This is a genomic window from Brevundimonas aveniformis DSM 17977, from assembly GCF_000428765.1.
Classification (GTDB): domain Bacteria; phylum Pseudomonadota; class Alphaproteobacteria; order Caulobacterales; family Caulobacteraceae; genus Brevundimonas; species Brevundimonas aveniformis.
The window spans coordinates 249,618-275,901 of sequence record NZ_AUAO01000002.1 but is presented as its reverse complement, the minus strand read 5'-3'; the positions used below and the strand labels follow the sequence as shown (position 1 = coordinate 275,901).

Annotated in this window: 29 protein-coding genes; 7 read left to right on the top strand and 22 right to left on the bottom strand. The window is 65.3% G+C overall.

Annotation, left to right across the window (positions count from 1 at the left end):
- Window positions 1–13: 13 nt before the first annotated feature.
- Complete coding sequence (locus tag G391_RS14105) at window positions 14–1,324, top strand: S41 family peptidase (RefSeq protein WP_084169163.1); 1,311 nt, start codon at window positions 14–16, stop codon at window positions 1,322–1,324.
- Window positions 1,325–1,359: 35 nt separating this feature from the next.
- On the opposite strand, the gene G391_RS0106630 is transcribed toward G391_RS14105, so the two are convergent.
- The 7 genes from G391_RS0106630 to G391_RS0106600 are packed head-to-tail and all read right to left on the bottom strand — an operon-like array spanning window position 1,360 to window position 7,927.
- Window positions 1,360–2,640 carry a bifunctional folylpolyglutamate synthase/dihydrofolate synthase gene (locus tag G391_RS0106630; protein ID WP_029086823.1) on the bottom strand — a complete coding sequence of 427 codons (1,281 nt, stop codon included), beginning with the start codon at window positions 2,638–2,640 and terminating at the stop codon, window positions 1,360–1,362.
- Window positions 2,641–2,654: 14 nt separating this feature from the next.
- The gene (locus G391_RS0106625; protein ID WP_029086822.1) at window positions 2,655–3,584 is read right to left on the bottom strand and encodes an acetyl-CoA carboxylase carboxyltransferase subunit beta; all 930 of its coding nucleotides are present in this window, start codon (window positions 3,582–3,584) and stop codon (window positions 2,655–2,657) included.
- 3 nt (window positions 3,585–3,587) lie between these two features.
- Entirely contained in the window at window positions 3,588–4,427 is an 840-nt protein-coding gene (gene trpA / locus G391_RS0106620) for a tryptophan synthase subunit alpha (RefSeq protein ID WP_029086821.1), read from the bottom strand.
- Window positions 4,424–5,632, bottom strand: a complete 1,209-nt coding sequence (gene trpB, locus G391_RS0106615) for a tryptophan synthase subunit beta (RefSeq protein WP_029086820.1) — start codon at window positions 5,630–5,632, stop codon at window positions 4,424–4,426. Before trpB ends, trpA begins: the two co-directional genes overlap by 4 nt.
- A gap of 11 nt (window positions 5,633–5,643) precedes the next feature.
- Window positions 5,644–6,291: a phosphoribosylanthranilate isomerase gene (locus tag G391_RS0106610; RefSeq protein ID WP_029086819.1), complete on the bottom strand. Its 648-nt coding sequence runs from the start codon at window positions 6,289–6,291 to the stop codon at window positions 5,644–5,646.
- Window positions 6,288–7,031, bottom strand: coding sequence for a pseudouridine synthase (locus G391_RS0106605; protein ID WP_029086818.1), 744 nt, complete (start codon window positions 7,029–7,031; stop codon window positions 6,288–6,290). The genes G391_RS0106610 and G391_RS0106605 overlap by 4 nt, the downstream gene beginning before the upstream one ends.
- Complete coding sequence (locus G391_RS0106600; RefSeq protein ID WP_029086817.1) at window positions 7,028–7,927, bottom strand: class I SAM-dependent methyltransferase; 900 nt, start codon at window positions 7,925–7,927, stop codon at window positions 7,028–7,030. The genes G391_RS0106605 and G391_RS0106600 overlap by 4 nt, the downstream gene beginning before the upstream one ends.
- An 84-nt stretch (window positions 7,928–8,011) precedes the next feature.
- Between G391_RS0106600 and G391_RS0106595 the strand changes: the two genes are divergently transcribed.
- On the top strand, window positions 8,012–9,700 hold the full coding sequence (locus G391_RS0106595; RefSeq protein WP_035303941.1) for a lysine--tRNA ligase: 1,689 nt from the start codon (window positions 8,012–8,014) through the stop codon (window positions 9,698–9,700).
- Between the two features lie 90 nt (window positions 9,701–9,790).
- Window positions 9,791–10,285: an SH3 domain-containing protein gene (locus G391_RS0106590; RefSeq protein ID WP_029086815.1), complete on the top strand. Its 495-nt coding sequence runs from the start codon at window positions 9,791–9,793 to the stop codon at window positions 10,283–10,285.
- 39 nt (window positions 10,286–10,324) lie between these two features.
- Here G391_RS0106590 and G391_RS0106585 read toward each other — a convergent pair whose 3' ends face one another.
- The 10 genes from G391_RS0106585 to G391_RS0106540 all read right to left on the bottom strand — a co-directional run bounded on the left by G391_RS0106585 (window position 10,325) and on the right by G391_RS0106540 (window position 17,486).
- Window positions 10,325–10,951, bottom strand: a complete 627-nt coding sequence (locus G391_RS0106585) for a S24 family peptidase (protein WP_029086814.1) — start codon at window positions 10,949–10,951, stop codon at window positions 10,325–10,327.
- Window positions 10,952–10,993: 42 nt separating this feature from the next.
- Entirely contained in the window at window positions 10,994–11,440 is a 447-nt protein-coding gene (locus G391_RS0106580) for a hypothetical protein (protein WP_029086813.1), read from the bottom strand.
- A gap of 93 nt (window positions 11,441–11,533) precedes the next feature.
- Window positions 11,534–11,977 (bottom strand): hypothetical protein, encoded by a 444-nt coding sequence (locus tag G391_RS15155; protein ID WP_051257193.1) that lies wholly within the window; start codon window positions 11,975–11,977, stop codon window positions 11,534–11,536.
- A gap of 88 nt (window positions 11,978–12,065) precedes the next feature.
- The gene (locus tag G391_RS0106570; RefSeq protein WP_029086812.1) at window positions 12,066–12,413 is read right to left on the bottom strand and encodes a hypothetical protein; all 348 of its coding nucleotides are present in this window, start codon (window positions 12,411–12,413) and stop codon (window positions 12,066–12,068) included.
- A gap of 96 nt (window positions 12,414–12,509) precedes the next feature.
- The gene (locus tag G391_RS0106565) at window positions 12,510–12,860 is read right to left on the bottom strand and encodes a hypothetical protein (RefSeq protein ID WP_035303939.1); all 351 of its coding nucleotides are present in this window, start codon (window positions 12,858–12,860) and stop codon (window positions 12,510–12,512) included.
- A 64-nt stretch (window positions 12,861–12,924) separates the two neighbouring features.
- Complete coding sequence (locus G391_RS0106560) at window positions 12,925–13,350, bottom strand: PaaI family thioesterase (protein ID WP_029086810.1); 426 nt, start codon at window positions 13,348–13,350, stop codon at window positions 12,925–12,927.
- Window positions 13,347–13,814 carry a PaaI family thioesterase gene (locus G391_RS0106555; protein ID WP_029086809.1) on the bottom strand — a complete coding sequence of 156 codons (468 nt, stop codon included), beginning with the start codon at window positions 13,812–13,814 and terminating at the stop codon, window positions 13,347–13,349. The genes G391_RS0106560 and G391_RS0106555 overlap by 4 nt, the downstream gene beginning before the upstream one ends.
- A 126-nt stretch (window positions 13,815–13,940) precedes the next feature.
- A complete protein-coding gene (locus G391_RS0106550; protein ID WP_029086808.1) occupies window positions 13,941–15,791 on the bottom strand; it encodes a M2 family metallopeptidase in 1,851 nt (616 codons plus the stop codon).
- An 80-nt stretch (window positions 15,792–15,871) separates the two neighbouring features.
- Window positions 15,872–16,573, bottom strand: a complete 702-nt coding sequence (gene mtgA, locus G391_RS0106545) for a monofunctional biosynthetic peptidoglycan transglycosylase (RefSeq protein ID WP_051257192.1) — start codon at window positions 16,571–16,573, stop codon at window positions 15,872–15,874.
- A 1-nt stretch (window position 16,574) separates the two neighbouring features.
- On the bottom strand, window positions 16,575–17,486 hold the full coding sequence (locus G391_RS0106540; protein ID WP_245572054.1) for an isopenicillin N synthase family dioxygenase: 912 nt from the start codon (window positions 17,484–17,486) through the stop codon (window positions 16,575–16,577).
- A 186-nt stretch (window positions 17,487–17,672) separates the two neighbouring features.
- Here G391_RS0106540 and G391_RS0106535 point away from each other — a divergent pair, with 186 nt between their 5' ends.
- Both G391_RS0106535 and G391_RS0106530 read left to right on the top strand, forming a co-directional pair.
- Window positions 17,673–18,347 carry a YiaD family glycine zipper/OmpA-like lipoprotein gene (locus G391_RS0106535; protein ID WP_029086805.1) on the top strand — a complete coding sequence of 225 codons (675 nt, stop codon included), beginning with the start codon at window positions 17,673–17,675 and terminating at the stop codon, window positions 18,345–18,347.
- Between the two features lie 127 nt (window positions 18,348–18,474).
- Entirely contained in the window at window positions 18,475–18,666 is a 192-nt protein-coding gene (locus G391_RS0106530) for a hypothetical protein (protein WP_029086804.1), read from the top strand.
- Window positions 18,667–18,674: 8 nt separating this feature from the next.
- Here G391_RS0106530 and G391_RS0106525 read toward each other — a convergent pair whose 3' ends face one another.
- Window positions 18,675–19,979, bottom strand: coding sequence for a UDP-glucose dehydrogenase family protein (locus G391_RS0106525; RefSeq protein ID WP_029086803.1), 1,305 nt, complete (start codon window positions 19,977–19,979; stop codon window positions 18,675–18,677).
- Between the two features lie 150 nt (window positions 19,980–20,129).
- Here G391_RS0106525 and G391_RS15150 point away from each other — a divergent pair, with 150 nt between their 5' ends.
- Window positions 20,130–20,594, top strand: coding sequence for a GNAT family N-acetyltransferase (locus G391_RS15150; protein WP_051257191.1), 465 nt, complete (start codon window positions 20,130–20,132; stop codon window positions 20,592–20,594).
- Between the two features lie 88 nt (window positions 20,595–20,682).
- Here G391_RS15150 and G391_RS0106515 read toward each other — a convergent pair whose 3' ends face one another.
- The 4 genes from G391_RS0106515 to rfbB all read right to left on the bottom strand — a co-directional run bounded on the left by G391_RS0106515 (window position 20,683) and on the right by rfbB (window position 25,180).
- Window positions 20,683–21,729, bottom strand: coding sequence for an OmpA family protein (locus tag G391_RS0106515; protein WP_029086802.1), 1,047 nt, complete (start codon window positions 21,727–21,729; stop codon window positions 20,683–20,685).
- Window positions 21,730–21,932: 203 nt separating this feature from the next.
- A complete protein-coding gene (locus G391_RS0106510) occupies window positions 21,933–23,132 on the bottom strand; it encodes an OmpA family protein (RefSeq protein ID WP_029086801.1) in 1,200 nt (399 codons plus the stop codon).
- 99 nt (window positions 23,133–23,231) lie between these two features.
- Complete coding sequence (gene rfbD, locus G391_RS14090; protein WP_051257189.1) at window positions 23,232–24,125, bottom strand: dTDP-4-dehydrorhamnose reductase; 894 nt, start codon at window positions 24,123–24,125, stop codon at window positions 23,232–23,234.
- A 5-nt stretch (window positions 24,126–24,130) separates the two neighbouring features.
- Complete coding sequence (rfbB, locus tag G391_RS0106500) at window positions 24,131–25,180, bottom strand: dTDP-glucose 4,6-dehydratase (RefSeq protein ID WP_029086800.1); 1,050 nt, start codon at window positions 25,178–25,180, stop codon at window positions 24,131–24,133.
- A 190-nt stretch (window positions 25,181–25,370) separates the two neighbouring features.
- Between rfbB and G391_RS0106495 the strand changes: the two genes are divergently transcribed.
- Entirely contained in the window at window positions 25,371–26,282 is a 912-nt protein-coding gene (locus G391_RS0106495; RefSeq protein ID WP_029086799.1) for an SDR family NAD(P)-dependent oxidoreductase, read from the top strand.
- Window positions 26,283–26,284: the final 2 nt, after the last annotated feature.

The window sequence follows — 26,284 nt, the reverse complement described above, 5'->3', positions numbered from 1 at the left end:
CAAAGGCAATTACATGCGCAAGTTCGCGTTGATCGGCGTCTCGGTCCTGGCCATCGGCGCAAGCGCCGCCGCTGTCAGCCAGACCCGCGTGGGAGCCCAGGCCGCCGAGACATATCGGATGCTCGAGCTGTTCGGCGACGTCGTCAGTGTGGTCGAGCGCGCCTATGTCGTCGAAACCGATCCGAAGAAGCTGATCGAAGCCGCCCTCGACGGCATGCTTCAGTCGCTCGATCCACATTCCAACTATCTCAATGCCGAAGACCTGGAGCGCCTCAACGAGCGGAGCACCGGGGCCTATTCCGGTGTCGGGCTGGAGATCACCTCAGAGAACGGCCTGGTGCGCGTGATCACGCCCATGGATGGAGGCCCCGCCCAGCGATCCGGCGTCGAGGCGGGGGATGTGATCACCGCCATCAACGGTCAATCGGCGGCGGGTCTGTCGGTGGCCGAAGTCTCCGAACAGCTGCGCGGCCCGGCCGGAGAATCGGTCGTCGTGACCTTCTTGCGCGATGGCGAAGAACCGCGTGAAATCACCATCGTGCGTGAAGTGATCCGCACCTTCTCGGTGACCTCGCGCCTGGAAGGCGACTTCGGCTACATCCGCATTTCGACCTTCAACGCCAACACCGGGCGCGAACTAGGCGAGGCGATTGCCGAACTGCGCGGCGAAAACCCTCATCTGCGCGGCATCGTGCTGGATCTGCGCAACAACGGCGGAGGATTGCTGGATGCGGCGGTGGCGGTGTCGGACGCCTTCCTGGAACGCGGCGAAATCGTCAGCCAGCGCGGGCGGCGGCCCAACGACATTCATCGCTACAGCGCCACGGCGGGTGACCTGACCGGCGGTCTGCCGGTGGCGGTCCTCATCAACTACGGCTCGGCTTCGGCCTCGGAGATCGTTGCGGGTGCCCTGCGGGACCACCAGCGCGCGACGCTGGTGGGCCTGACCAGCTTCGGCAAGGGCTCGGTCCAGACAGTCATGCCGCTGCGCAACGGCCAGGACGGGGCACTGTCCCTGACGACGGCGCGCTATTTCACTCCGTCCGGTCAGTCGATCCAACGCATCGGCATCGCCCCGGATCTGGAAGTGGCGCGCAGCCGGCGCGAGGCGGAAATCGTGGCCCGCTCGTCCTTCATCTATTCGGAAGCGGCCTATACCAACGCTCTGGACGCCTCGGTGGGCTCAGAGCGTCGTGGGCCGCACTCGCCCAACGAGGCCCCGCCGGAAGATTTCCCGACCGATGGCGACTATCAGCTCCAGCGCGCCCTGGACCTGCTGCGGGTGGGCGGCGACCTCGACCTGCTGGAGCGTCGCCCGCTCTAGGTCGCAGCCGCCGACGCCGAGGTTCCCTCGGGCGACTAGGTCGGCCAGGTGTCGGGAGACGCTCCCAGCACCTCGCCGGCCAGGTAGAGCGACCCACAGATCAACACCCGCCCGGCACCTTCGCTCAGGGCCGCGCGAAGGGCTGTCGTCACATCCGGCATAGCCTGGGCGCGGAGGCCCGCCTGTCGCGCGGCCTCGGCGAGGTCTTCAGGCGGGCGGCACGCCCCTTCGAACGGCACGGTGAAGACCGGCGCGCCGAACAAGCTGAAGGCCTCGAAGAAGCCCCTCGCATCCTTGTTGGCCAACATTCCGGCAATCAGCGCCAGCGGTCGCGGAGCCTTGAGGTCAAGCTGGGTCAGCGCATCCGCCAGCGCACGCGCCGCGTGGGGATTGTGTCCACCGTCCAGCCAGAGTTCTGCCCCAGCTATGCGCGCCTCGTCGGCGTACGGCCCCGCTGTGAGCGGTTGCATGCGAGCCGGCCAACGCGCGGTCCGCAGGCCCTCGCCGATCGCTTCGACCGACAAGCCGATCTGCAGCGCGGCCGCGACGGCCAGTCCGGCATTGTCGATCTGGTGGGGACCGACCAGGGCCGGAAGCGGCAGATCCAGCAACCGATCCTCGCCCTGCCAGGTCAGGCGGCCTCGTTCCGCCCAGGCGTCGAAGTCCCGGCCCAGGACCGACAAGGGCGCACCCAGCTCACCCGCCCGCGTCTCGATGGCCTCCAGCGCGAGAGCCTGCTGGCGAGCAATGACCGCCGGTCGCCCAGGCTTGAGAATTCCCGCCTTCTCGCGGGCGATGCCGGTCAGGTCCGTTCCGAGGAACTCAGCATGGTCCAGATCGACCGGCGTAATGACCGACAGGCGCGGGTGGTCGATGACGTTCGTGGCGTCCAGCACGCCGCCGAGCCCGACCTCGACAATGGCCAGATCCGCCGGCACCGCCGCCATGGCCAGGAAGGCAGCGGCGGTTGTCATTTCGAAAACGGTCGCCCGGACGTCAGCATCAACCACGTCCAGCTGATCCAATATCCGTTCAAATTCAATATCTTCGATCAGACGGCCGGCCAGACGGATGCGCTCGTTGAAACGAACCAGATGTGGCGATGTATATACACTGACAACCCGCCCGTCGGCTTCGGCCATGGCGCGCAGGAAGGCGACGGTCGAGCCCTTGCCATTGGTTCCGGCGACATGGACGACCGGGGGCAACTGGTCCTGAGGGTTGCCGACAGCCGCGAGCAAACGCTGAATGCGGTCCAGCGACAGGTCGATCTTCTGCGGATGACGGGCCAGGAGGCGCGCGGAGATGGGATCCATCTCGCGTCGTCGGATCAGGCCGCGGCCCGTCGCCCGCCCATCAGGATGGACAGGACCTGACCCAGAACCTCGGGCAGCTCATTGCGCGGCACAACCTTGTCGACCATGCCTTTTTCCTGAAGATATTCAGATCTCTGGAAGCCCGGCGGCAGTTTCTCTCGAATGGTCTGTTCGATCACGCGGGGGCCGGCAAAGCCAATCAGGGCCCCGGGCTCGGCCAGATGGACATCGCCCAGCATGGCGTAGGAGGCCGTGACGCCCCCGGTCGTCGGATCCGTCAGCACCACCACATAGGGCAGGCCCGCCGCCTTCATCTCATTGATGGCCAGGGTCGTGCGCGCCATCTGCATCAGCGACAGCGCGCCTTCCTGCATCCGCGCGCCACCGGCAGCGGTAAAACAGACCATCGGCACACCGCGCGCGATGGCGGCATGGGCGGCGGCGATGAAGCCTTCCCCCGCCGCCATGCCCAGCGAACCGCCCATGAAGGCAAAGTTCTGCACCAGGACGACGGCAGGCTCACCCTGGATCGTGCCAAAGCCGATGGACATCACATCCTTGGTGCCATTGGCCTTGCGGGCCGAGGCCAGACGCTCGCGATAGGGGCGGCCGTCGGAGAACTTCAGCGGGTCTTCCGGCGCGTCGGGCGTCGGCAAGGATTCATACTGGCCGTCATCGAACGTCACCGACAGGCGCTGTTCGGCATTGATCCGCATATGCTTGCCAGAGGGGGTGACCCACAGGGCCGCCTCCAGCTCGGGGCGATAGATCATCTCACCGGTGTCAGGGTCCTTGACCCAGAGGTTCTCCGGCGTGTCACGACGACCGACGATCTTGCGCACGCCCGGTGCAATACGCGCCAGCCAGCCGCCGCCGCGCTGGCGGCGTTCGGCGGGAGGACGCTGGGGTCCGCTCGGGTCGTCGGGATTTCCGGCCATGGCCATCGTCTAACGCTCTTCACTCTCCAGCGCGAGCCTGGCGCGGCGCACGGCCCCAGCCAGTTCGCCGACCTTGTCCAGAACGGCCGACACCGCCGATCGGTTCTCAGACAAGGCCTGGTCAACCTCTTCGACAAGGGCCGAGCCGACCACCACCGCATCCGCGACGCGGGCGACTTCTCCGGCCCTTGCAGCGGTCTTGATGCCGAAGCCAACCGCAACGGGCAAGCCGGAAGCGGCCCTGACACGCACGACGGCAGGAGCAACCGAGGCGGCGTCCGCCTCTTTCACGCCCGTCACGCCGGCGACAGAAACGTAATAGACAAAACCGCTTGTGCGTTCGGCCACAACCTTGAGACGCTGATCGTCCGTGGTTGGCGTGGCCAGGCGGATCAAGGCAATGTGATGGGCGTCCAGAGCATCGGTCAGCGGCCCGGCCTCTTCGGGGGGGCAATCCACAACGATCAGGCCGTCGACGCCTGACTCAGCGCACTGGGCGGCAAAGGCGGGGTAGCCCATCGTTTCGATGGGATTGAGGTAGCCCATCAGGATCAGGGGTGTATCGGCATCAACCGCCCGGAAATCGGTCGCCAGGGCCAGCGTGCCTTTCAGCGTCAGCCCGGCCTTCAGGCCGCGCAGCGCCGCCTTCTGGATCGGCGGCCCCTCTGCCATGGGGTCGGAAAAGGGAAAGCCCAGCTCGATGAAATCGGCACCGGCGGCGGGAAGGCCGCGCAGGATTTCCAGCGCCTCGTCGCGGGAGGGATCACCGGCCATCACATAGGTGACGAAGCCTGCCCGACCCTCGGCCTTCAGCTTGGCGAAACGGGCGTCGATACGGGCGGTGGTCACAGCTCTACCCCCAAATGCCTGGCCACCGTGAAGATGTCCTTGTCGCCACGACCGCTCATCAGGACCACAATGTCGCCGTCCTGACCGACCTCACGCGCGATCTCGCCGGCGCGAGCCAGGGCGTGGGACGGCTCCAGGGCCGGAATGATCCCTTCCAGTTTCGAGCAGACCTGAAAGGCGTCCAGCGCCTCCTGGTCGGTGGTGGAGCGGTACTCGGCCCGGCCAATGTCGTGCAGCCAGGCGTGCTCCGGTCCGATGCCGGGGTAATCCAGCCCCGCCGAGATCGAATGGCCCTCCAGGATCTGGCCGTCGTCGTCCTGAAGCAGATAGGTGCGGTTGCCGTGCAGCACACCGGGGCGTCCGCCCTTGAGGCTGGCCGCGTGGTCGGGCGTATCCAGGCCATAGCCCGCCGCTTCCACGCCGATCAGCCGCACGCCCTCGTCGCCGATAAAGGGATGGAAGGCCCCGATGGCGTTCGAGCCGCCGCCGATGCAGGCGACCACCGCGTTCGGCAAATGGCCGATCTGGGCCTCGGCCTGACGTCTGATTTCGTGACCGATCACCGACTGAAAGTCGCGCACCATGGCTGGATAGGGAGCCGGCCCTGCTGCCGTGCCGATGATGTAGTAGGTGTCCGCGACATTGGTAACCCAGTCGCGCATGGCCTCGTTCATGGCGTCCTTGAGCGTTGCCGCTCCCGCCGTCACCGGAAACACCTCGGCCCCCAGCAGCTTCATGCGAAAGACGTTCGGCTGCTGCCGCTCGACGTCAACGGCCCCCATATAGACCGTACACGGCAAACCAAAGCGCGCGCACACCGTCGCCGATGCCACGCCGTGCTGGCCCGCGCCCGTCTCGGCGATAATGCGGGTCTTGCCCATGCGGCGGGCCAGCAGGATCTGGCCCATGCAGTTGTTGATCTTGTGCGCGCCCGTGTGGTTCAGGTCCTCGCGCTTGAGCCAGATGCGGGCTCCGCCGAAATGCTCGGTCAGCCGTTCCGCGAAATAGAGCGGGCTGGCACGTCCAACATAGTGTTCCAGAAAGCCGTCCAGCTCGGCCTGAAAGGCCGGGTCAGCCCTGGCCGCAGCGTAGGCGGCGTCCAGCTCCTGTATCGCCGGCATCAAAGTCTCGGAGACGAAGCGACCGCCATAGGGGCCGAAGCGCCCCTGGTCGTCCGGCCAGGCGTATTCATTGGCAAGAGTCACGGCTAGGTTCTCTAACGCGGGGAGGCGTCCCGGACCTGATCCAGAAAGGCCCGGATCAGGTCCGTGTCCTTAACACCGGGTGCGCGCTCAACGCCAGATGAGACATCGACAAGCGGTGCCTGGGTTTGCCGGATCGCCTGAGCGACATTGCCGGGCGTCAGCCCCCCAGCAAGAAACCAGGGCCGCGACAACCGAAGGCCCGAGAGTAGGGACCAGTCGAAGGCCACACCCCGACCACCGGGCCGATCAGCATCAACCGGTGGCCTTGCATCGAACATCAGGTGGTCGACGACCCCGTCCCAGTCATCGGCGGCCTCGACGTCGGCAATCGACGACACCGGCAAGGCTTTGATGAGGCCCGCGCCGGTCAGATCACGCACTTGCACGGCGCGTTCGGGCGTTTCGGCTCCATGCAGCTGGATAAGGTCGGGGCGCACGCGCGCCGCAATCTCCGCCAGCTGCGTATCGTCGGCGTCCACCGTCAGCACCACAACGGGGACCTGTCGCCCCGCTTCGGCCAGCAATTCCACCATGGCGTCCACGCTCAGGTGTCGGGCGCTACGCTCGAACGACACCAGCCCTACATAGGCCGCGCCGCCGACCGCCGCCGCCTGCAGGGCCGCCGGTGTCTTCACGCCGCAAATCTTGGCGCGGGTCATGGCGGGCCTCCCGCAAAGATCCGGTCAACGACCTCCGCCCCCAGCAACCTCCACTGTCCCGGCTGCAGGTCGGCAGGGATACAGAGCCCGCCCAGCCGCTCGCGATGCAGGGCCTCGACGTGGTTGCCCGCCGCCGCGAACATACGGCGGACCATGTGATAGCGGCCCTCGGTCACGGTCAGACGGGCCTCGGTCGGCGAAATCACCTCCAGCTCCGCCGGCTTCAACGGCTTGTCATCGCCTTCGAGCATCAACTGGCCCGAGGCGAACAGCGCGCCTTCCGTTCCGTTCAGAGGTCGCGCCAGGATCGCCCGATAGACCTTGGCCACGTGGCGCTTGGGCGAAATGATCCGGTGCAGGAGGTCGCCGTCATCCGTCATCAACAGCAGCCCCGATGTCTCCTTGTCGAGCCGGCCCACGGTCGAGATGGCTGGATCGCGCGCGCGCCAGCGCGTCGGCAACAGGTCATAGACCAGCGGCCCGGCCTCCTTGTGCGAACAGGTCACGCCCCGCGGCTTGTTCAAGAGGATGACCACGCCCGGCGGCGGATCGACCGGCTCGCCGTCAACAGTCATGCGGTCGGGCAGGTCCGGCGTCACTGCAATCCGGGCCGAAGCGTCGGTCAGGTCGCGCCCGTCCAGGGTGATCGCCCCCAGCCGCGCCAGCGCCGCGATGTCGCGCCGCGAGCCATAGCCCATCGACCCCAGGAGCTTGTCCAGCCGCATCGTCGGGGCCTTCATTTGACCGCCTCGAACAGCTTGTAGCCACCGCCCTCGGTGACCAGGCGGACCCGCTTGAAAGCCGCATTCAGTTCGGCCTCATAGGGCAGGTGTCGATTGGCCACGATCCAGGCGACGCCCCCCTTTTTCAACATCGCCGCGGCCTGACGCACAAAGGTCTGACCCAGCCGCCGGTTCTCTTCGCCTCCGTCATGGAAGGGCGGGTTGCTGACAATGAAATCCAGATCGCCCGATGGCGGCACAGTCCGCACATCGGCCCACTCAAGGCTCACGCGGGCGTCTTCGACGTTCCTGCCCGCCATGTCGATGGCACGGCGGTCCAGGTCGATCAGACGCAGCGCCGTGACGGACGACGCCGTCAAGACCGCCCGCGCCAGCGCACCCCAGCCACAACCGAGATCGGCCCCCGCTCCGCAGAAAGCCGGCAGGTGCTCCATCAGCAGGGCCGATCCCGCATCAATCCGATCCCAGGCGAAAATCCCCGGCTGGGTCCAGGCGTTCAGAGTTGGGCTGAATTGTGGGCCGCCGGCGTCAAGCGCCTCATCGATGTCCTCTAGCCGTTGTGGCCGCACGGCCTCGATCCGCTTGTGGTGCGCCTTGGAGGTCGCCTCGCCGGTCACGCCAAAGGCAGCCAGCTCCTTGGCCAGCCGCGACCCGCCTTTGTCCTTGGGCGCCGAGACATCCAGTCGCCCACCCGGCTCCAGCGCCCGCAACGCCAAGGCCAGCACATAGCGCCGCTCCACCGCCCCAGGCGGCGCCAGCATCGTCACCGAACTCGCCGCCCCATGCGCCACGTCCTCCAGCCGCGCCGATCCGGGGATCAGTGGCGAGGTCTGGATCGCATTGCTGAGCGGATCAAGCACCAGCGGCGGTCGGCCATAGAGATAGACGGTCATGGTGCGGCCTATAGCGGCTGTCCCGCCCCAGCCAAAGCCGTTGCGACATTGACCGCGACGTCCCTTCAGCCCTAATCGGCGGTCATGTCCGACACCTCTCCCTTCGCCGGTCTGTCGACCGAGGCCCTGAACGCCCGCGCCTGGCCCTTTGAACAGGCCCGCAATCTGCTCGCCCGCCTGCTGAAAAGCCGTCTGGAATCAGACGAAGACCGCGATCTCGCCTCAACCCTGATCCATGCCGGCAAGACGGATGAGGCCCTCGCCACCCTGCCCGGCATGCAGCGCGAGGTGATCTTCGAAACCGGCTATGGCCCGTCCGGCCTGCCGCACATCGGCACCTTCAATGAAGTGCTGCGCACGACCATGGTGCGCAATGCTTTTCGCGCCCTGACCGGCGACCACTGGCCGACACGGCTCTACTGCTTCTCGGACGACATGGACGGCTTCCGCAAGGTGCCCGAGAACGTCCCCAATCGCGAGCAGATGGCCGAGGACCTGGGCAAGCCCCTGACCGAGGTGCGCGATCCCTTCGGCGACGGCGAGAGCTTTGGCCGCGCCAACAACGCCCGCCTGCGCGCCTTTCTGGATCAGTACGGCTTTGAGTATGAATTCCTGTCGGCCACCGACTGTTACCGATCGGGCCGGTTCGACGCGACCCTGCTGAAGGCGCTGGAAAGGTTCGACGACATCCAGGCGATCATGCTGCCGACCCTGGGCCCGGACCGGCGCGCCACCTATTCGCCCTTCCTGCCGATCAGCCCGACCACGGGCCGGGTGCTCCAGGTCCCGACGCTGGAGCGCAACATCGAGGCCGGAACCATCGTCTTCGAGGACGAAGACGGAACCCGCGTCGAAACCCCCGTCACCGGCGGCCGGGTCAAGATGCAGTGGAAGCCCGACTGGGCCATGCGCTGGGCTGCGCTGGGCGTCGACTATGAAATGGCCGGCAAGGACCTGATCGAGTCGGTCAAGGTGTCGTCGCGCATCTGTCGCGTCCTGGGCGGCACGCCTCCGGAGGGCTTCAATTTCGAGCTGTTCCTGGACGGCGAGGGTCGCAAGATCTCCAAGTCGCTGGGCAATGGCCTGTCGATCGAGGAGTGGCTGCACTACGGCACCCCCGAGAGCCTGGCCTTCTACATCTACGCCTCGCCCAAGTCGGCCAAGAAGCTGCACTTCGACGTCATCCCGCGCGCCGTCGACGACTACCTTGGCCAGATCGACGCCTATCGCGATCAGGAGATCGACAAGCGCATCGAAAACCCCGTCTGGCACGTCCATGAGGGCAGGCCGCCGGCGTCAGTCTCGCCGGTGCCGTTCAGCCTGCTGCTGAACCTCGCCTCGGTCGCCAATGCGACCGACAAGGACGCCCTGTGGGCCTACATCAGCCGCTACCTGCCGGAAGCGACGCCCCAGACCGAGCCGACGCTCGACAAGCTCGCGGGCTATGCCCTGACCTACTATCAGGACCGGGTCCGGGCCTCGAAGGTGTTCCGCGCGCCGACCGAGAAGGAAGCGGCGGCCTTCCGCGACCTGGCCGACCGGCTGCGTGCCCTGCCGGCGGACACCACCGACGGCGAGATCATCCAGAACGAAGTCTATGCGGTCGGCAAGGAACACGCGTTCGAGCCGCTGCGCGCGTGGTTCGGCGCCCTGTACGAAGTCCTGCTCGGCGCATCGCAGGGCCCGAGGTTCGGCTCGTTTGCCGCCATCTATGGTCTTGATCGCACGATAGAACTGCTCGAAAGCGGCGCAAAAGGCGACCTGGCGGCCTGATGAACCCCTTGTGAACAAAGGTTCTAAGGGAACCTAGACGCGGCTTCGTACATTTCCCCTGCATCGTTTCAACGCGCAAAGGAGAACCAGATGTCTTTCACGCGTAGCCTCACCCTCGGTCTGTCGGCGCTGTCCATGAGCGTCGTCGCTGTTCCGACCCTGGCTTCGGCCCAGGACCGCCCTGTCGGCGTGCTTCAGTGCGAAGCACCGGGCAATCAGCAGGAGCGCAACGCCGTCATCGGCGGGGCCATTGGTGCCCTCGTCGGCAGCCAGATTTCGGACAATGAACGGACGCTGGGGGCTGTGGCCGGGGCCGCCATCGGAGCGGGGGCCGGCTCCTATATCGGCTGCGAACAGCAACGTCGCGAGGCTGAACGCAACGGCTACGCCCAGAGCTACGGCAATGCCTATGCCACGGCCAATGTGAACGTCCGGTCCGGCCCAGGCACCGAATATGGGCGCGTCGGCTCCCTGAGCAGCGGCCAGGCCTTCCAGGCCGGCGAACGTCTGGGCGACTGGGTCGGTGTGGTCGAAAACGGTCGGATCGTCGGCTATGTCCACGGCGGATACGTCCGCGGCTACTAACTCCGGCTAAACCGGATAGGCTGTTCGGGCCGGCCCTTCCTACTGGCTGATCCAGAGGATGCGGCCGATCCAGGAAACCTCTTTGATCGCAAAGGTGCGGTCGCGAAATTCTGGATTGAGAGACTTTAGCTCCAGCCGCGTTGCGGTGCGGCGGATGAGTTCCTTGGCCAGGACCTCGCCGGCCAGAGTGCGAACCACCACACGGTCGCCACGCCGGTATTCCGTAGCCGCCCGGTCCACGACTAGGTGATCGCCTTCCCGATAGGCCGGAAGCATCGAGTCTCCCGATACCCTCAGGGCAAACAGGCCTTCCCTGGACCGGCCTGGAAAGGCCAGCACGTCCCAGCCCTCACCTGACGGCAGCCCTTGATCATCGAAGAAGCCGTCATCTCCGGCCTGGGCAAACCCGAGCAGAGGCACCGGTGCCTCGACGGCCCCATCCCCGGCCAGTTCGGCAAACTCAGCCAGGCTGACCCCACTGACCATCAGAACCTTGGTCAGGCTTTCGGTCGAGGGCCAACGGTTGCGACCTGCGGACACGCGCTTGGAGGGATTGAAACTGGTGGGGTCCAGCTGAGCACGGCGGGCCAGGGCTGACGGCGACAGGTTCTGCTGCCGGGCCAGACGATCAATGCCGTTCCAGATTTGCGTATGGGTAAGGGGCAAGGGGCGAGGTGACGATTCGACTTCTGTTACAGGAAAATAGACCTATCCCTCGACCGCGCCTAGCCCCTCCCTCTGCCATAGATATCTCGACCGGAACGCGCCGAACACCAGGCAGGCCATGATGCCGAAGGATGCCGCTGTCTGAACGGCCACATAGCCGACATTCAATATTCGGACGTCCAGCATCGACACGATCTGGACAAGAACAACAATGGCGAAGAAGGCCGACGCCCAGGTCATCCACGCACGACCGGACCGGTACGCAAGAACGACGAAGACCATCAATTGCAGGGAATCGCAGACGAGAATGATCGGCGATACTGCGGCGCGGGATAGCTGATCGACATCAACATAGGCTGAAAGGGTCACCAGCCACCCCAGCAGGAGCACCCCGGTCGCCAGTCGTTCTGTCCGTCCACCAAACCAGAGGACCAGCGCCGCAAAAAACAGCCAGACTGCCGCCTGGATGGGTGCAAGCGCGTCCAGCACGCCCTACTCTCTCACGCTAAATCTCTGACCCGAGCGTATACAGGTGCCGCGCAAGCCGCGCGAATGAATCCAGCGTTCTCTCTGGTATAGTCGTTAGTGGAGGTCGTCCTCTCGCGGACGAATGGCTTCGCGGGTCTGCCAAGCCCAGAAGGTCCCGACAGCCAGGCAGATCAACACACCATAGGTGCCGACCGTCTGGGCGCTCAGATAGGCGATGGCGCGGATTCTCAGATCCACCAGGGTCACCACGTGGACCAGCACGACAATCGACTGAAAAGCGGCAGCCCACACCGGCCAGTTCCGATCACTTCGCCAGCTCAGACCGATCAAGAGCGCCAGAAGCGCCATGTCGATCAAAAAGACCGGGATCGTCACGCTCGTCAAATTGGTATCGCGGTGAACAGCCAGGGTCGCTAGCCAGGCAATCACAAGGGCCCCGCCAGCCATCCGCTCGGACTTATCACCCTTCAGCAAGGCAAAGGCGCAAACGCCGAGCCAAACGATGGCACCGAGCTGACTATAGAGGGTGTCCAGCAATGAAATCGCCCCCGCGATTCGTTCACGCGGGGGCGACTATGTCAGACGTTGCGGCGACCCGTAAGCCACCACACGTTGTCTCGATGCGTCAGGACGCCGCGCGAAGGCCGCGAGGACGCTGCGGGTGCATCGGGACATCTTCTTCGGGCTTGTCGACCGGGCCGGTGGCCACATGGCCGAGGCCAACCTGGCGCTGTACCTTGGCCAGATCCGCATGCGCAGCGACGACGGCGCTGCGCGCTTCGCCAAGGGCGGCGACCGCTTCAATCATCTTGGCCTGGGCTTCGGCACCCACAACGGCCGAGAGGTTCACATCACGACGGCTTTGAATCATCGTCGCAATGAAATCCGTTGACTGAGCGATGGCGTCGTCAATCGAACGCTCGGTCGCGTACAGGTCTTCCACGACCGTCCGCATAACTTCCATCTTGTCCATGAAGGCTCCCCCTTACCAAATTGGTAAACGAAACCTTAACACGCGTGCCGGGAGAGCGAAAGGGCGTGAATTCGCCCTCCCGGATAACAGTATTCGTTAAACAGCCATCCGTTCAGGTTGAATGTTGTCGCCACCCTCACGCGGGCCATCCTCGTCCGGTTTATCGACCGGCCCTGTGGCCGTGACAGTCACATTCATGGCCCGGCCGAGCGCCTCCAGGCGGCGATGAGTCTCAACCAGACGACCACGGGCCTGGGCCAGAAGCGCCAGCGTCTCACTCGCCCCCTCGAAAATGCGCTGGCCCGAAACGGCCGATAGTTCGGCCCGCTGACGCGCCTCGGGGAGCAGGGCTGCAAACCGCGCGATTTCGCCAACGGCGGCGTCGATAGCCGACTCAGCCTTGTCCAGCGCGACGGCCACCTGGCGACCCACAATCATTCTTGCCATGACAGTCCTCCTTGATCTGGCAGATCAAGACATACTACCTATGGGTGTATTTGCAACCTGCGATTTAGTTGTTCGTTGAATCCAGGTCTGCCAACAGGAAATGTGCTGTCATTTCGGCCACGGGGGCCGCCTCATCCTCCTGCCAGGCCAGAACGTGGACATAGGCAATGCGTCGTCCTACCTTGCGGATCTGGGCGCGAGCATGGGTATCGGCGGGACGTGCCGAGCGCAGGTAGGCCACCGAAACATCCACCGGCTTGGGTCGACCCTGCGTGCCCTGAGTGGCCGCCGTGAGGGCCGCGGTCGCGGTCAACTCCATGAACCCGGCTACCGATCCGCCATGCAGGGCCGGCAGCAAGGGGTTTCCGACCAGCGGCGGTGAGAAACGCATCATCGCCCGATCCGAAGATCCCGACACAGCCTCAACGCCGAGAAAGCCCGCATAGGGCGAAACAGCCAGGGCGTCGGCAAAGGCCTGGGCGGTCGTCATGGCCTGGTTCCCGCAAGGTTCGCTCCGGCTCTGCGCCCTCCGTCCGAGTTCAGCATGAAGGCGGCTTGAACCGCTGCAACCGGATCCGCCGGGTCACCATCATCGGCCAACCCCCGCACAAAGGCGATGGAGCGGGTCAGCCGGAACACATGGGTGCGTGCGAAGATCTCGCGCTGCGGCACGGCAGCCCGCATATAGTCGATGCGCATATCCAGGGTAGCGATCGGCTGAAACGTCTTCAGCGCGGTCCAGACCGCCATGCCACAGGCGTGATCCAGAAGGCTCGACACGACGCCGCCCGACAGGACACCGGACCCTGCGTCACCCACCAGATCCTCGCGCCAGGGCACGGCAAGAACGGCCCCGTCCGTGTCGACATGGTCCAGGCGAAACCCCAGGGCGGCTGGATGCGGCGGCGTCGTCACCAGTTGGTGCAGGACAGCGCGAAACTCGGCGGAAATCATGCCCGGCGATACCTTCTCACTGTCCCCCGGCCAAGCCGATGGGCCGAGTAAAATCCTGATAGCAGCGGTCGGGCAGCAAGCCCCGCCGGACCAGCCGGCGGGGCTTCAGGCCATCTCAGGCCCAACCTAGTCCCAGCCGCAATCCTGACCGCGGTTCTGTTCGGTCAGCCAGGCGTTCAGCGGCGCGAAATACTCCGCCACGGCCGAAGCGTCGGTGCGGCGTTCGCCGGTGAAGGCCTCCAGCGCCTCTGGCCACGGGCGGGACTGGCCCATTTCCATCATGGCGTTGAAGCGACGACCGACCTCCTCATTGCCGTACACCGAGCAACGGTGCAGCGGCCCGGTCCAACCGGCCATCTGGCAGGCCGCCCGGTGGAACTGGAACTGATAGATGTGGGCCAGGAAGTAGCGCGTGTAGGGCACGTTCGCCGGCACATGGTACTTGGCACCCGGATCAAACGCATCGGCCGGACGCGCGCCGCCCGGCGGCACCAGGCCTTGATAGCGCAGCATGTCGGCGGTCCAGGCGGCATTGTACTCGGCCGGCGTCGTCTCGCCCGACAGCACGTCCCAGCGCCAGCGATCCACCATCAGGCCAAACGGCAGGAAGGCGATCTTGTCCAGCGCCATACGCAGCAGATACGGGATGTCTTCATCCGTGCCCGGCACCGTGTCCAACAGGCCGATCTGGTTCAGATATTCGGGCGTTGCCGCCGACAGGGCGGCGAAGTCCCCGATGGCTTCGTGGAAGCCGTCATTGGCCCCATTGCGGAACAGGAAGGGCTGCTGGTTGTAGGCCCGCTGATAGTAGTTGTGGCCCAGCTCGTGGTGGGCGGTCTGGAAATCCTCGGCATTGACCCGTGTACACATCTTGATGCGCAGGTCGTTCTCGTTGTCGATATCCCAGGCCGAGGCGTGACAGACGACCTCGCGGCCTTCGGGCCGGGTAATCTGTGACCGCCCCCAGAAAGTCTCGGGCAGCGGGTCCATGCCAACCGAGGTATAGAACTGCTCGGACGTGCGGATGATCCGTTCAGGCGTGTAGTCGTGAGCTTCCAGAATGGCCGTCAGGTCGACGCTGGATTCCGGAATATTAGTCGGGGCGACCACGTCGTAGATATTGCCCCACTGCTGGGACCACATATTGCCCAGGAGGTCGGCGCGGATCGGCCCGGTTGCGGGCTGGACCGCATCGCCATAGCGCGCATTTAGACGCGCCCGCACATAGCAGTGCAGGTTCTCATAGAAGGGCCGGACCTGGTTCCACAGCCGGTCGGTTTCCGCGGCGAAATCATCTGCGGGCATGTCATAGCCCGAGCGCCACATGGCCCCGGCGTCGCTGTAGCCCAGTTCCCGAGCACCCTCGTTGATGATCTCGACCATGCGCGCATAGTCGGTCGCCATGCCGTGCGACGAAATCGTGCGCCAGCCATTGTAGACGGCCGCCGTCACTGCCGGATCGCGCGAGTCGGCGATCAGGGCCGAGGCATCGTCCAGGTTCATCTGCTGGCCATTGTAGTCGAAGCGACCGGTCGCATAGGTCGAATCCATCCGCGTGCCGATCTCGGCCAGTTCGCTAGCGGCACCCGGGCGATTGGGGGCTGGCGCGACCAGGCCCTGACGCAGCAGGTTGAGCTTGCGCCGCGTTTCGGGGTCGGCGTCGACATCATTGAAGCGCGCCGCCTCATTGGCCAGCTCAACGCCCAGCTCGGTATATTCCGCATTGGCCCGCGCCTCGAGCCACATGGTGTCGAAGGTGATGTAGGTGTTGCGGACCCACGAGACGCGCCCGGCGTATTCGCTCATCTCCATGAGCCGACGTTCGGCATCCAGCACAAAGGCCCGAGCCCCGTCCGGCGTCGCCGCGAACTGTTCGCTGGCAGCCGGGGACGCAGCCTGCGTGGGGCTGGCCGGAGCCATGCTGGTACAGGCCGACAGGATGCAGGCCGCAGCGGCCGACATAAGAACTCGTTTCATAAACATCTCCTCCGGCGAGCGCCTCTCCGTTGCCGGGTCGCTCGCTTTGGCGCGCAAAGGACTATCCCGCGCCGCCCGCGTCAAGCGGTGCAGTCGTTCAGGCCGTCATTTCGGATGACCGCCATATTGCCCTGGATGGCCCGGGCTCGACGTCGGACGTAGGGGCCGGGGCTGGCCGCTCGATACTCCCTGGGATTCGGCAGAATGGCCGCCAGGCGCGCCGCCTCGGCACGGGTCAATTCCGAGGCGCTCTTGTCAAACCAGTAGCGCGATGCGGCTTCGGCCCCATAGACGCCTGGCCCCATCTCCGCGACGTTCAGATACATCTCCATGATCCGGCGCTTGGACCAGAAAGTCTCGATGAGGACCGTATAGCCGGCCTCCAGCCCCTTGCGGATCCAGCTGCGCCCCGACCACAGGAACACGTTCTTGGCCGTCTGTTGGCTGATGGTCGATCCGCCCCGCCCACGCCGACCGTCGGCATTATCTTCAATCGCGTCCTGAATGGCCTCGAAATCAAAGCCGTTGTGCTCACAGAAGCGCGCGTCTTCGGCGGCAATCACGGCATCCACCAGATCGGGCGAAATTCGATTCAGGCCCCGCCAGCGGACGTGCAGCCCTTCGCCTTCGAACAGCCGTTGAACCATCAACAAGGTGAGCGGCGGCGGAACAACAGCATGGACCAGAACGCCGGCGACCGGAGCCAGCGCCAGGGCGATCAGGACGGCGAAACACCCCAGTCTGCGCTTGCGTGCCTTCGGCAGATCGCCCCCCGCGGCCATCCTAGAGCAACCGGATCTCGCGCAACCGCTCCATCAGATAGTCCTGGGCGGTAATCGGCTCGGGGTAGCGGTCGGGATTGTCCGGCGTCACCGTCGAGGGCAGCGTCTCGATCAGATAGTCCGGGTTGAAATGCAGGAAGAACGGCGTCGAGTACCGCGCGAATCCGCGTCGCTCCGGCGGCGGATTCACCACCCTGTGGCTGGTCGACGGCAGCACATGGTTGGTCAGGCGCTGCAACATGTCGCCGACATTGATCACCAGGGCACCTGGCGGCGGATTGATCGGCAGCCATTCGCCGGTGCGCCGGTCGATGACCTGAAGTCCGCCTTCCTCAGCGCCCAGCAGCAGGGTTATGACATTGATGTCCTCGTGCGCCCCGGCCCGCACGCCAGGCGCATCCGCCGGGATCGGCGGATAGTGCAGCAGGCGCAGGACAGAATTGCCCATCTCCACCTTGTCGTCGAACCAGTGGTCCGGCAGCCCCAGATAGTGGGCGATGGCCGTCAGCAACTTGGCTCCCATGTCGTCCAGGGCGGTGAACAGGCCATAGGCGCTGTCGTGGAAACCCGCCGGGGCGTCTGGCTTGACGTTGTCGCGCATGAAGGCCCGATACGGATGTCCGCCGGGCAACTCGCGGCCGGTGTGCCAGAATTCCTTCAGGTCCACGACGTCGGCGTCCTTGGCCGCCTCGGTCCCAAAGGGCGTATATCCGCGCGCGCCACCCGTGCCGGGCTCATGCCACCGCTTCTTGGCTTCCGCGTCCTGGGCAAAGAAGGCCTTGGTATCTGTCAGGGCCCGGTCGATCACCGCCTGGTCCAGTCCGTGATCTTCGATCACCGCAAAGCCATACCGCGCAAAGGATTGGCCCAAGTCTCGTGAGAAGCCCTCAAAATCGCTGTCAAAGCGACTCATGGAGACAGGTTCGATCGCAGATGTCGTTGGCATATCGGTTCAGCTTCCGTTCAAGCTGGACCCTCTAGCCCGAAAGCGACGCCGGAGAAACCGGTGTGGCACTGTAGACAGCTTGACCATAAAGTGGTCCCTGGCCGGAACCGCACCGATCTGATCGCGTTAACGGGCTGAAACAAGGAGACTTCCATGACCCTCAAGCTAATTGCCGTTGGCGCTTCTGCGGCCGCCCTGCTGGTGGCAGGCTGCACCACCACCGACCCCTATCGTTCGACGCCAGTCCGCAACAACACGGGCACGGGAGCCTTGGTGGGTGCCGGTGTTGGGGCCCTGTTGGGCTATCTGACCAACACCTCCGATTCCGAAGAGGGCCGCACCAACGCCATGATCGGCGCGGGCGTGGGTGCCCTGGCCGGGGCCGGTATCGGCAACTACATGGACCGCCAGCAGCGCGCCCTGGAGCAGGAGCTTTCGGGCACCGGTGTCGGCGTGGCGCGTGAAGGCGATGTGCTGATCCTGCGGATGCCGTCGGATGTCACCTTTGGCTTCAACAGCGACCAGGTCGATGCCCGCTTCTATGCGGTACTGGATGATGTGGCCAATGTGCTGAACACCTATGACCAGTCGGTCGTCGACGTCATGGGTCACGCTGACTCGCGCGGCACCGACGAATACAACCAGGGCCTGTCAGAGCGACGCGCCGCCTCGGTGGCTGGCTATCTGATCAACCGCGGTGTGATCCGTGAACGTCTGTACGTCGCCGGCCTGGGTGAACGCTCACCCATCGCCAGCAACGACACCGATGCCGGTCGGGCCGCCAACCGCCGTGTCGAGATCGTGATCCGGCCCTTCACCGGTCGCTGATTTCGTTCCTGATCCAGAGTCAGCGCCCCGAGGTCTTCGGCCTCGGGGCGTTTTCTTTTGTCGTTCCGCCCCTTGTCAGATTCACCTGACCGGTGTTCCCTGAGCTTCCGGGTAGAGGGCGCTTCGTTTGAACAGGGAATCCACAGATCGCGACCAGGAGCACGACGAGGTCGCGGCTCTGCTGCGCGGCCTGCGCCTGGGCTTCATCGCCCTGATTTCAGCCGTCATCATGGCCGGTCTGGTGATCGGCACCGGCAAACACGGCCGCGATGAAGGCAACCCCTACTATGGAGAGCTGGTTCGCATCGCCAGCGAATAGCCCAAGCGTCAGGCTCGCCCGATCGAGCTGTAGGTAAAGCCCTTGGCCCGCACATCATCCGGCCGATAGACGTTCCTCAGATCCACGATAATCGGCTGGCGGGCCAAATTCTTGACGCGGGCCAGATCCAGGGCTCGGAACTGATCCCATTCGGTCAGAATGACCACCACATCAGCCCCCTCGACGGCCTCATACGGTCCGGTCTTGAAGACGACATCAGGCAGGAGCTTCTTCGCCTCATCCATGGCCTCGGGATCAAAGGCCTGAACGGTCGCCCCCGCCGCGATCAGGGCCGGCGCGACATCCAGCGACGGCGCATCGCGCATGTCGTCGGTATTGGGCTTGAAGGCCACCCCCAACAGGCAAACCGTCTTGCCGGATGCGTTGCCACCCAATGCCGCAATCACCCGCTTGGCCATGGCCTGTTTGCGTGCCGCATTGACCTCGACGGTCGTTTCAACCAGCCGCAGCGGCGCACCGGCATCCTGAGCCGTATGCACCAGGGCCTGGGTGTCCTTCGGGAAGCACGAGCCGCCGTAGCCCGGCCCGGCGTGCAGGAATTTCGAACCGATGCGGTTGTCCAGGCCGATACCCTTGGCCACCTGCTGGACGTCCGCACCGACCTTTTCGCACAGATCCGCCACCTCGTTGATGAAGGTGATCTTCATCGCCAGGAAGGCGTTGGCGGCATATTTGATCAGCTCCGACGTCCGCCGACCCGTGAACAGCAACGGCGTCTCATTCAGGTTCAGCGGACGGTACAGCTCCGTCATCGGAGCCCGGGCGCGTTCGTCCTCAATGCCGACGACCACGCGGTCAGGGCGTTTGAAGTCGTTGATGGCCGCGCCTTCACGCAGAAACTCCGGGTTCGACACCACGGCAAACACGGCGTCCGGCCGTGTTTCGCGAATGATCCGCTCGATTTCATCGCCCGTGCCGACAGGAACGGTCGACTTGGTGACGATGACGGTAAAGCCTTCGATCAGGCCCGCAATCTCGCGTGCGGCCTCATACACATAGGTCAGGTCCGCATAGCCGTCGCCGCGTCGCGACGGCGTTCCCACAGCGATGAACACGGCATCGGCCTGGCGGATCGCCTCGGCTCCGTCGATGGCAAAGAACAGCCGACCGTCGCGCACATTGTCAGCCACCAGCCCATCCAGGCCCGGCTCATAGATCGGCATAATCCCCTGCTCCAGGCGCTCGATCTTGGAGGCATCCTTGTCGATACAGGTCACGACATGGCCGAAATCTGCAAAACAGGCCCCGGATACCAGGCCGACATAGCCGGTTCCGATCATGGCAACGCGCATGGGTAGAACTCTCTGAAACGAATGGGCTGCCTATACCCTCCGCCCCCACCGGCGTCACCCCCGGCCCGACGCCAACGAAACCTTTCAGACACGCCCCCATTGCACAGTCTCAGCGCAGCGGCCGCAGCACCGGCCCACCCGGGAAGCCCCATGCCTGTCGAAACCCTTCGCCTTCGCGTTGCCAGCCTTGATGACGCAAAACGGCTGTACGACTGGTCCGTCGCCCTGTCGCCCGATGCACCGACCCCCTGGGGGCAGCCGGACTGGTATGAGCACCTGCAGTGGCTTGAGCTCGCTCTCGGGCCGACCGACCAGCTCATCTTTGTCGGTGAGGCCATACGCACCGATCAGGCGATAGGTGCCGTGCGGTTTGACCTCATTGCCCCGGGTCGACGGAGCGTGAACATCGTGGTTGCCCCGGAGTATCGCGGCCGGGGTTGGTCGCGAAAGCTCCTCCAGGCGGGTCTTGACCATTTCGAGGATGGCACCGTCCTGGCTCAGGTTGACCTTGCAGATCCCGCCGCCCTGGCCCTCTTCGTCAATGCCGGCTTCGCGCCGGTCAGCCAGACCTCTGCCCGGCGATTGCTGTCCCTGACCCTCAAGCCCGAGACATGACCTCAAAGCAAAACCCCCGGGAGTTGCTTCCCGGGGGTTCGCTTTGGTCATTGGCTCTAGGCCAAGGCTTTGATCGTATCGACCGGTATTAGCGGTTGATGTTGATCGTGGCGCGGCGGTTGAGCGGCTCGCGGACACCGTCAGCGGTGGCGCGGGCCAGGTCGGTTTCACCCCGGCCTTCGGTCGTGATGGCCCCACCGGTCACACCCTGAGCGATCAGGGCGTCACGGACGGTGGCGGCACGACGCTGCGACAGGCGCACATTGTAGGCGGCCGAACCGGAAGTATCGGCGTGGCCCACGACATGGACGCGGGTGGCCCCGCCGGCCCGGGCATGCGCCGCGGCCTGGCGAACGATTTCCGTCGCCTGCGGGGTCAGGTCATAGCGATCCCAGTCGAACAGCACGGTGAACTCACGCGCGTTCCACACCGGCGGAGGCGGCGGCGGCGGCGGCGGAGGCGGCGGGGGAGGCGGAGGCGGCGGCGGCGGCGGAGGAGGAGGAGGAGCCGCAATCGCGCCGAACGAATGGCGATAGCCGATCGTCAGCGAGTGGTCGACGAAGTCACCCTCGAAACCATTCGGGAAGGCGTCGGTCACCCACAGATCGTCCACATTGAAGAAACGGTAGGTCAGGTCGAGGTTGCCCTGGGACCCAACGGCGACGGCCGCGCCCGCGATGAGCTGCCAGGCTAGGCCCGAGTCCTCGGTGATCGGAAAGTTGGGCGCGTTCATGTCGACCTCGCCCCAGCCGATGCCGGCGCCGAGGTACGGACGGAAACGGCCAGACCCGATATCGAACAAGGCGTTCGCCATCACCGAAGTGACGTCGGCTTCGAGGGTATTCACAAAGACGCCGGTGTTGGCGGCATCAACCCAACGACGACCGACTTCCAGCTCCAGACGCATCGCCGGGTTAAGCCGGTAGCCGCCACGGAGGAAGGCGGCGGGCCCGCCGCCCATAGCGTCATCCCCGACCGCGCCCGACGGTAAGCCAAAGATGATGTACTCACCATCAAACTCTGGCCACGAATAGCCGATGTCGCCGGCGATATAGGGCCCATTGGGATCGGCCAGGGCGGGAGCGCCCACGACCATGGCGAGACCGGCCACGCCGGTCAGAAGCAGCTTTTTCATCATCACTCCCCTCGCCGGACAACCCGACGATCCTGATGACGAACGACGATATGCCGATCTGTGCGCTTGGCAAGTTCGCCCAGCCGGCCTGTCAGATTTCGACCAGAACCTGTGGCATCAAAGCAGAACCCCCGGGAGTTGCCTCCCGGGGGTTCGCATTCGGCTTTGGCTCTAGGCCAACGCTTGGATCGTATCGCCCGCGCTTAGCGGTTGATGTTGATCGTGGCCCGGCGGTTGAGCGGCTCGCGGACACCGTCAGCGGTCGCGCGGGCCAGGTCGGTTTCACCGCGACCTTCGGTCGTGATGGCCCCACCGGTCACACCCTGAGCGACCAGGGCGTCACGGACGGTGGCGGCACGACGCTGCGACAGGCGCACATTGTAGGCGGCCGAACCGGAGGTATCGGCGTGGCCCACGACGTGAACGCGGGTGGCGCCACCGGCCCGGGCGTGAGCCGCGGCCTGGCGGACGATTTCCGTCGCTTGCGGGGTCAGGTCATAGCGATCCCAGTCGAACAGGACCGTGAACTCACGCGCGTTCCACACCGGAGGCGGCGGCGGAGGTGGCGGCGGAGGCGGAGGCGGCGGGGGAGGCGGCGGCGGCGGCGGGGGCGGCGGCGGCGGGGCATCGGCCCCGAACGCATAACGCAGGCCCACCGATACGGTCGTGTCCTCGAATTCACCCGAGAAAGCGCCCGGGACCCAGCCCGGCGTTGCCGACGAGGAGGTCGATTCGAACGACACTTCGCTGGTGCGCATGTAGCGCGCGGTCATGTCGAGCGACAGACGATCCGACAGCGCCCACGCGACGCCGCCGAGAACCTGCCACGCAAAGGCCGTGTCCTCATCGTCGATCATCAGGTTCTGTGCTGGGCCCGGAGGCGAGGTCGAGAACTGACCCAGGGCATCCACCGACACCCGGTTCAGGCCGACACCAGCCCCGATGAACGGGCGCATGGTCCAGTCTTCCGACCCCATGTCCCAGATCAGGTTGGCCATGACCGACATCTGATCGACCGAGCCGTCCGGGCTGCCACAGGCCGTGCCGGGACCCCGGACAACGCCCGGCGCACACAGGGCCACCGAGGTCGGGGCCGCACGCGGGTTCGGGCTCAGAGCCGAAACCAGGTCACCCGGGCGATAACCGCCTTCGAGTTCCATGCGCCAGTTCGGGTTGAACCGGTAACCCAGGCGCACGAAGCCGGCCCAGTCGGGGTCGGTCGCAAAGTCGAACTCATAGGGTGCGCCGTCGGGCGCATTGTTTTCGCTCACCAGACCGAAATCACCCTGCCAGTGGTACCCGAGGTCAACCCCGCCATACCACCCGCCCGGATCCGCCATGGCGGGGCCGGCCAGGCCGAGGAGCGCCACACCGGCCGCACCGGCCAATAAACGTCTATTCATGTCTAATCCCTTGTCACAATTTCCGCCGGCGCGCCGTCTTGGCCCCCGGTACTGGTCTTCCAACGGCTCGAAGTTGAGCAGGTTCCAGCCCCTGAACCTTCACCCCCCGAGCTGTTGCCTTTTTTCAACACGGTTTGCGGCGGCTATGAGGCCTTCGCGCGCATCCGTCGTGATCCAAGCGTCCCACGATGCCATACGAATATCATAGGTTGACGACAGCTGTGTAACATTGAGGCAAGAATCGCGCGGACGTTGCGCCACAGCCGCATAGGCCGACGATGGCACCGGGGTCACGCCGGTTTCAGCCCCCGCCACCGCCGCAATACGCCTGGCCACGTCGTACCAGCTGGCCGCTCTCTCTCCGGCCATGTGCAGACATCCCCCGCCGCCTGTGCCGGCCCGTCGGGCACTGACCAGGCGGACCAAAGCCTGCGCCAGATCGGCTGCCTGGGTCGGATTACCGCGCTGGTCGGCAACCACCTTGACCGGCTCCTTTCGAACGAGGTGATCGAGGATGGCGGCCACAAATCCGGTATCTGGTGACATCAGCCACGCTGTGCGCGCGACCGTCGCCTCTGGACAGGCCCGCAAGACGCGACGCTCACCTTCGGCCTTGGACGCCCCATAGACATTCACCGGCGAGGTTGGGTCACCCTCTCGATAGGGTGCGGTTCCATCGCCGCCGAAAACATAGTCCGTCGACAGATGCACCAGCAGAGATCCCGACCGCCTACAGGCCTCAGCGATCCGTTCAGGCGCTTCGGCATTCAGAAGGTACGCCGCCTCCGGCTCAGCCTCAGCGCGATCTACCGCTGTATAGGCCGCCGTGTTGATGACGACCTCCGCCGGATGCCCTTCGAGAAACGGCCCAATCCCGTCCAGCCGCTCCAGATCCAGGGCTTCTCGACCCGCAAGGGTCACCGCCCAACCTGTCGGCCAGTCGCAGGCCGCCAGAGCCCTGGCCAGCTGACCTCGCCGGCCCAGGACGAGCACCCGTGTCAACGTCCCTGCCCCCGCCGCGCCAGCCCCCCGGCCTCAACCATGGGCCGCCACCAGGTCGCGTGATCCCGATACCAGCCGACCGTCCGGGCCAGTCCTTCTGTCAGGTCTGTCATCGCCCGCCAGCCGAGGTCACGCTCTGCCCTGGACGGATTGATCGCATAGCGCCGGTCGTGGCCCGGGCGATCCGGGACGTGGCGTAAAAGTCCCGCATGCGGCGCCGTTTCGGGGGCAACGCCATCCAGCGCCGTGCAGATCCCAGCAACGATCTCCAGATTGGTCCGTTCGGCCCTCGCTCCGATCAGATAGGTGTCGCCGCCCCGCCCCTTGTCCAGCGCCGCCAGCAGGCCCTGCGCATGATCATCCACATGCAGCCAGTCGCGAACCTGAAGGCCATCGCCGTAGACCGGCATGTCCTCTCCGGCGAGCCCCCGCAGGATCATCAACGGGATCAGCTTCTCGGGGTGCTGATAGGGGCCGTAGTTGTTCGAACAGTTGGTCACAATCACCGGCAGGCCGTAGGTTTCGTGCCATGCTCGCGCCAGGAAATCGGCACCGGCCTTCGACGCGGCATAGGGCGAACGCGGGCGGTAGGGGCTGATCTCCACGAACGGAGGATCTTCTGGCCCCAGCGCCCCGAACACCTCGTCGGTGGAGACGTGCACAAAGCGAAAGGCTTCGGCCTCGGCGTCAGATAGGCTGCGCCGCCAGTCTTCGGCCGCCTCCAGCATCACCTGGGTTCCGCCCAGATTTGTCTCAATGAAGATGCCCGGCCCGTCGATCGACCGATCAACGTGGGTTTCTGCCGCCAGATGCAGAATGGCCTGCGGACGCAGCGCCTCGAGCGCCGCGGCCACCGCCGCCCGATCACGAACATCGGCCTGGAAAAAGGCATACTCCGCGCGATCTTCGAAGGCCGCCAGGGTCGCCGGATTGGCCGCATAGGTCAGGGCATCCAGCACGCCGACCCGCTCGACGCCGCGCGCCATGAGCGCCCGCACGACCGCCGAGCCGATGAAGCCGCAGCCACCGGTAACCAGAACCCTCACGTCCTGTCCTCGGGCCGGTCGAGCCGGGCCAACCCGCACAACGGCATGGGAGGCTGTCTCACACCAGAAATCCTTGGTTCACGCGCCTTCATGGACTGCCTCAAACCATGTGCAGACGATTTCGGGAAGCCCTTGCTTGACCCAGGGGCGCACGCCTAAACGGCTAGGTCACCAGATTGGGAGCCCCGCCATGTCCATCCGCTTTGATGATCGCGTTGCCATCGTCACCGGCGCGGGGGGTGGCCTGGGTCGCCAGCATGCCCTGGCCCTCGGCAAGCGCAGGGCCAAGGTCGTGGTCAATGACTTCGGCGGTGCCCGCGACGGTACCGGAGGCTCGACGGGTCCGGCCCATCAGGTTGCCGACGAAATCCGCGCCGCCGGCGGGGAGGCCATAGCGGCTGTCTGTTCGGTCACCGATGAGGCCGGGGTCGAGGACATGGTGCGCTCGGCCATCGAGACGTGGGGTCGGGTCGACATTCTGGTCAACAACGCCGGCGTCTTGCGCGACAAAACCTTCGCCAAGATGACACTCGACGATTTCCGCTTCGTCCTGGACGTTCATCTGATGGGCGCGGTCATCTGTTCCAAGGCGGTCTGGGAGATCATGCGGGCCCAGAACTATGGCCGCATCGCCATGACCACCTCGTCGTCCGGCCTGTACGGAAACTTTGGCCAGGCCAACTACGGAGCCGCAAAACTGGGACTGGTCGGCCTGATGCAGACCCTCGCCATCGAGGGGGCCAAATACGACATCCGCGTCAACAGCCTGGCTCCCACCGCTGCCACCCGCATGACCGAAGACCTTGGAGGCGGCCTGGATCTCGACGCCCTGAGACCCGAGCTGGTGACGCCGGGCCTGCTGCATCTGGTCAGTGAAAACGCGCCGACCCGCGCCATTCTGGCGGCGGGGGCCGGTGGCTTCGAAGCCGCGCACATCACCCTGACGCAAGGGATCTACGCTGCCGGGCCCGATGCCGCCGAGCAGGTCGCCGCCCGCTGGGCGGAGGTTCAGAACAGCGACGGCCAGATTATTCCCGAGGCTGGTTCAGCCCAGGGCATTCTCGAAATGACCAAGGCCGCCAAGGCCAAACAAGGAGCCTGACC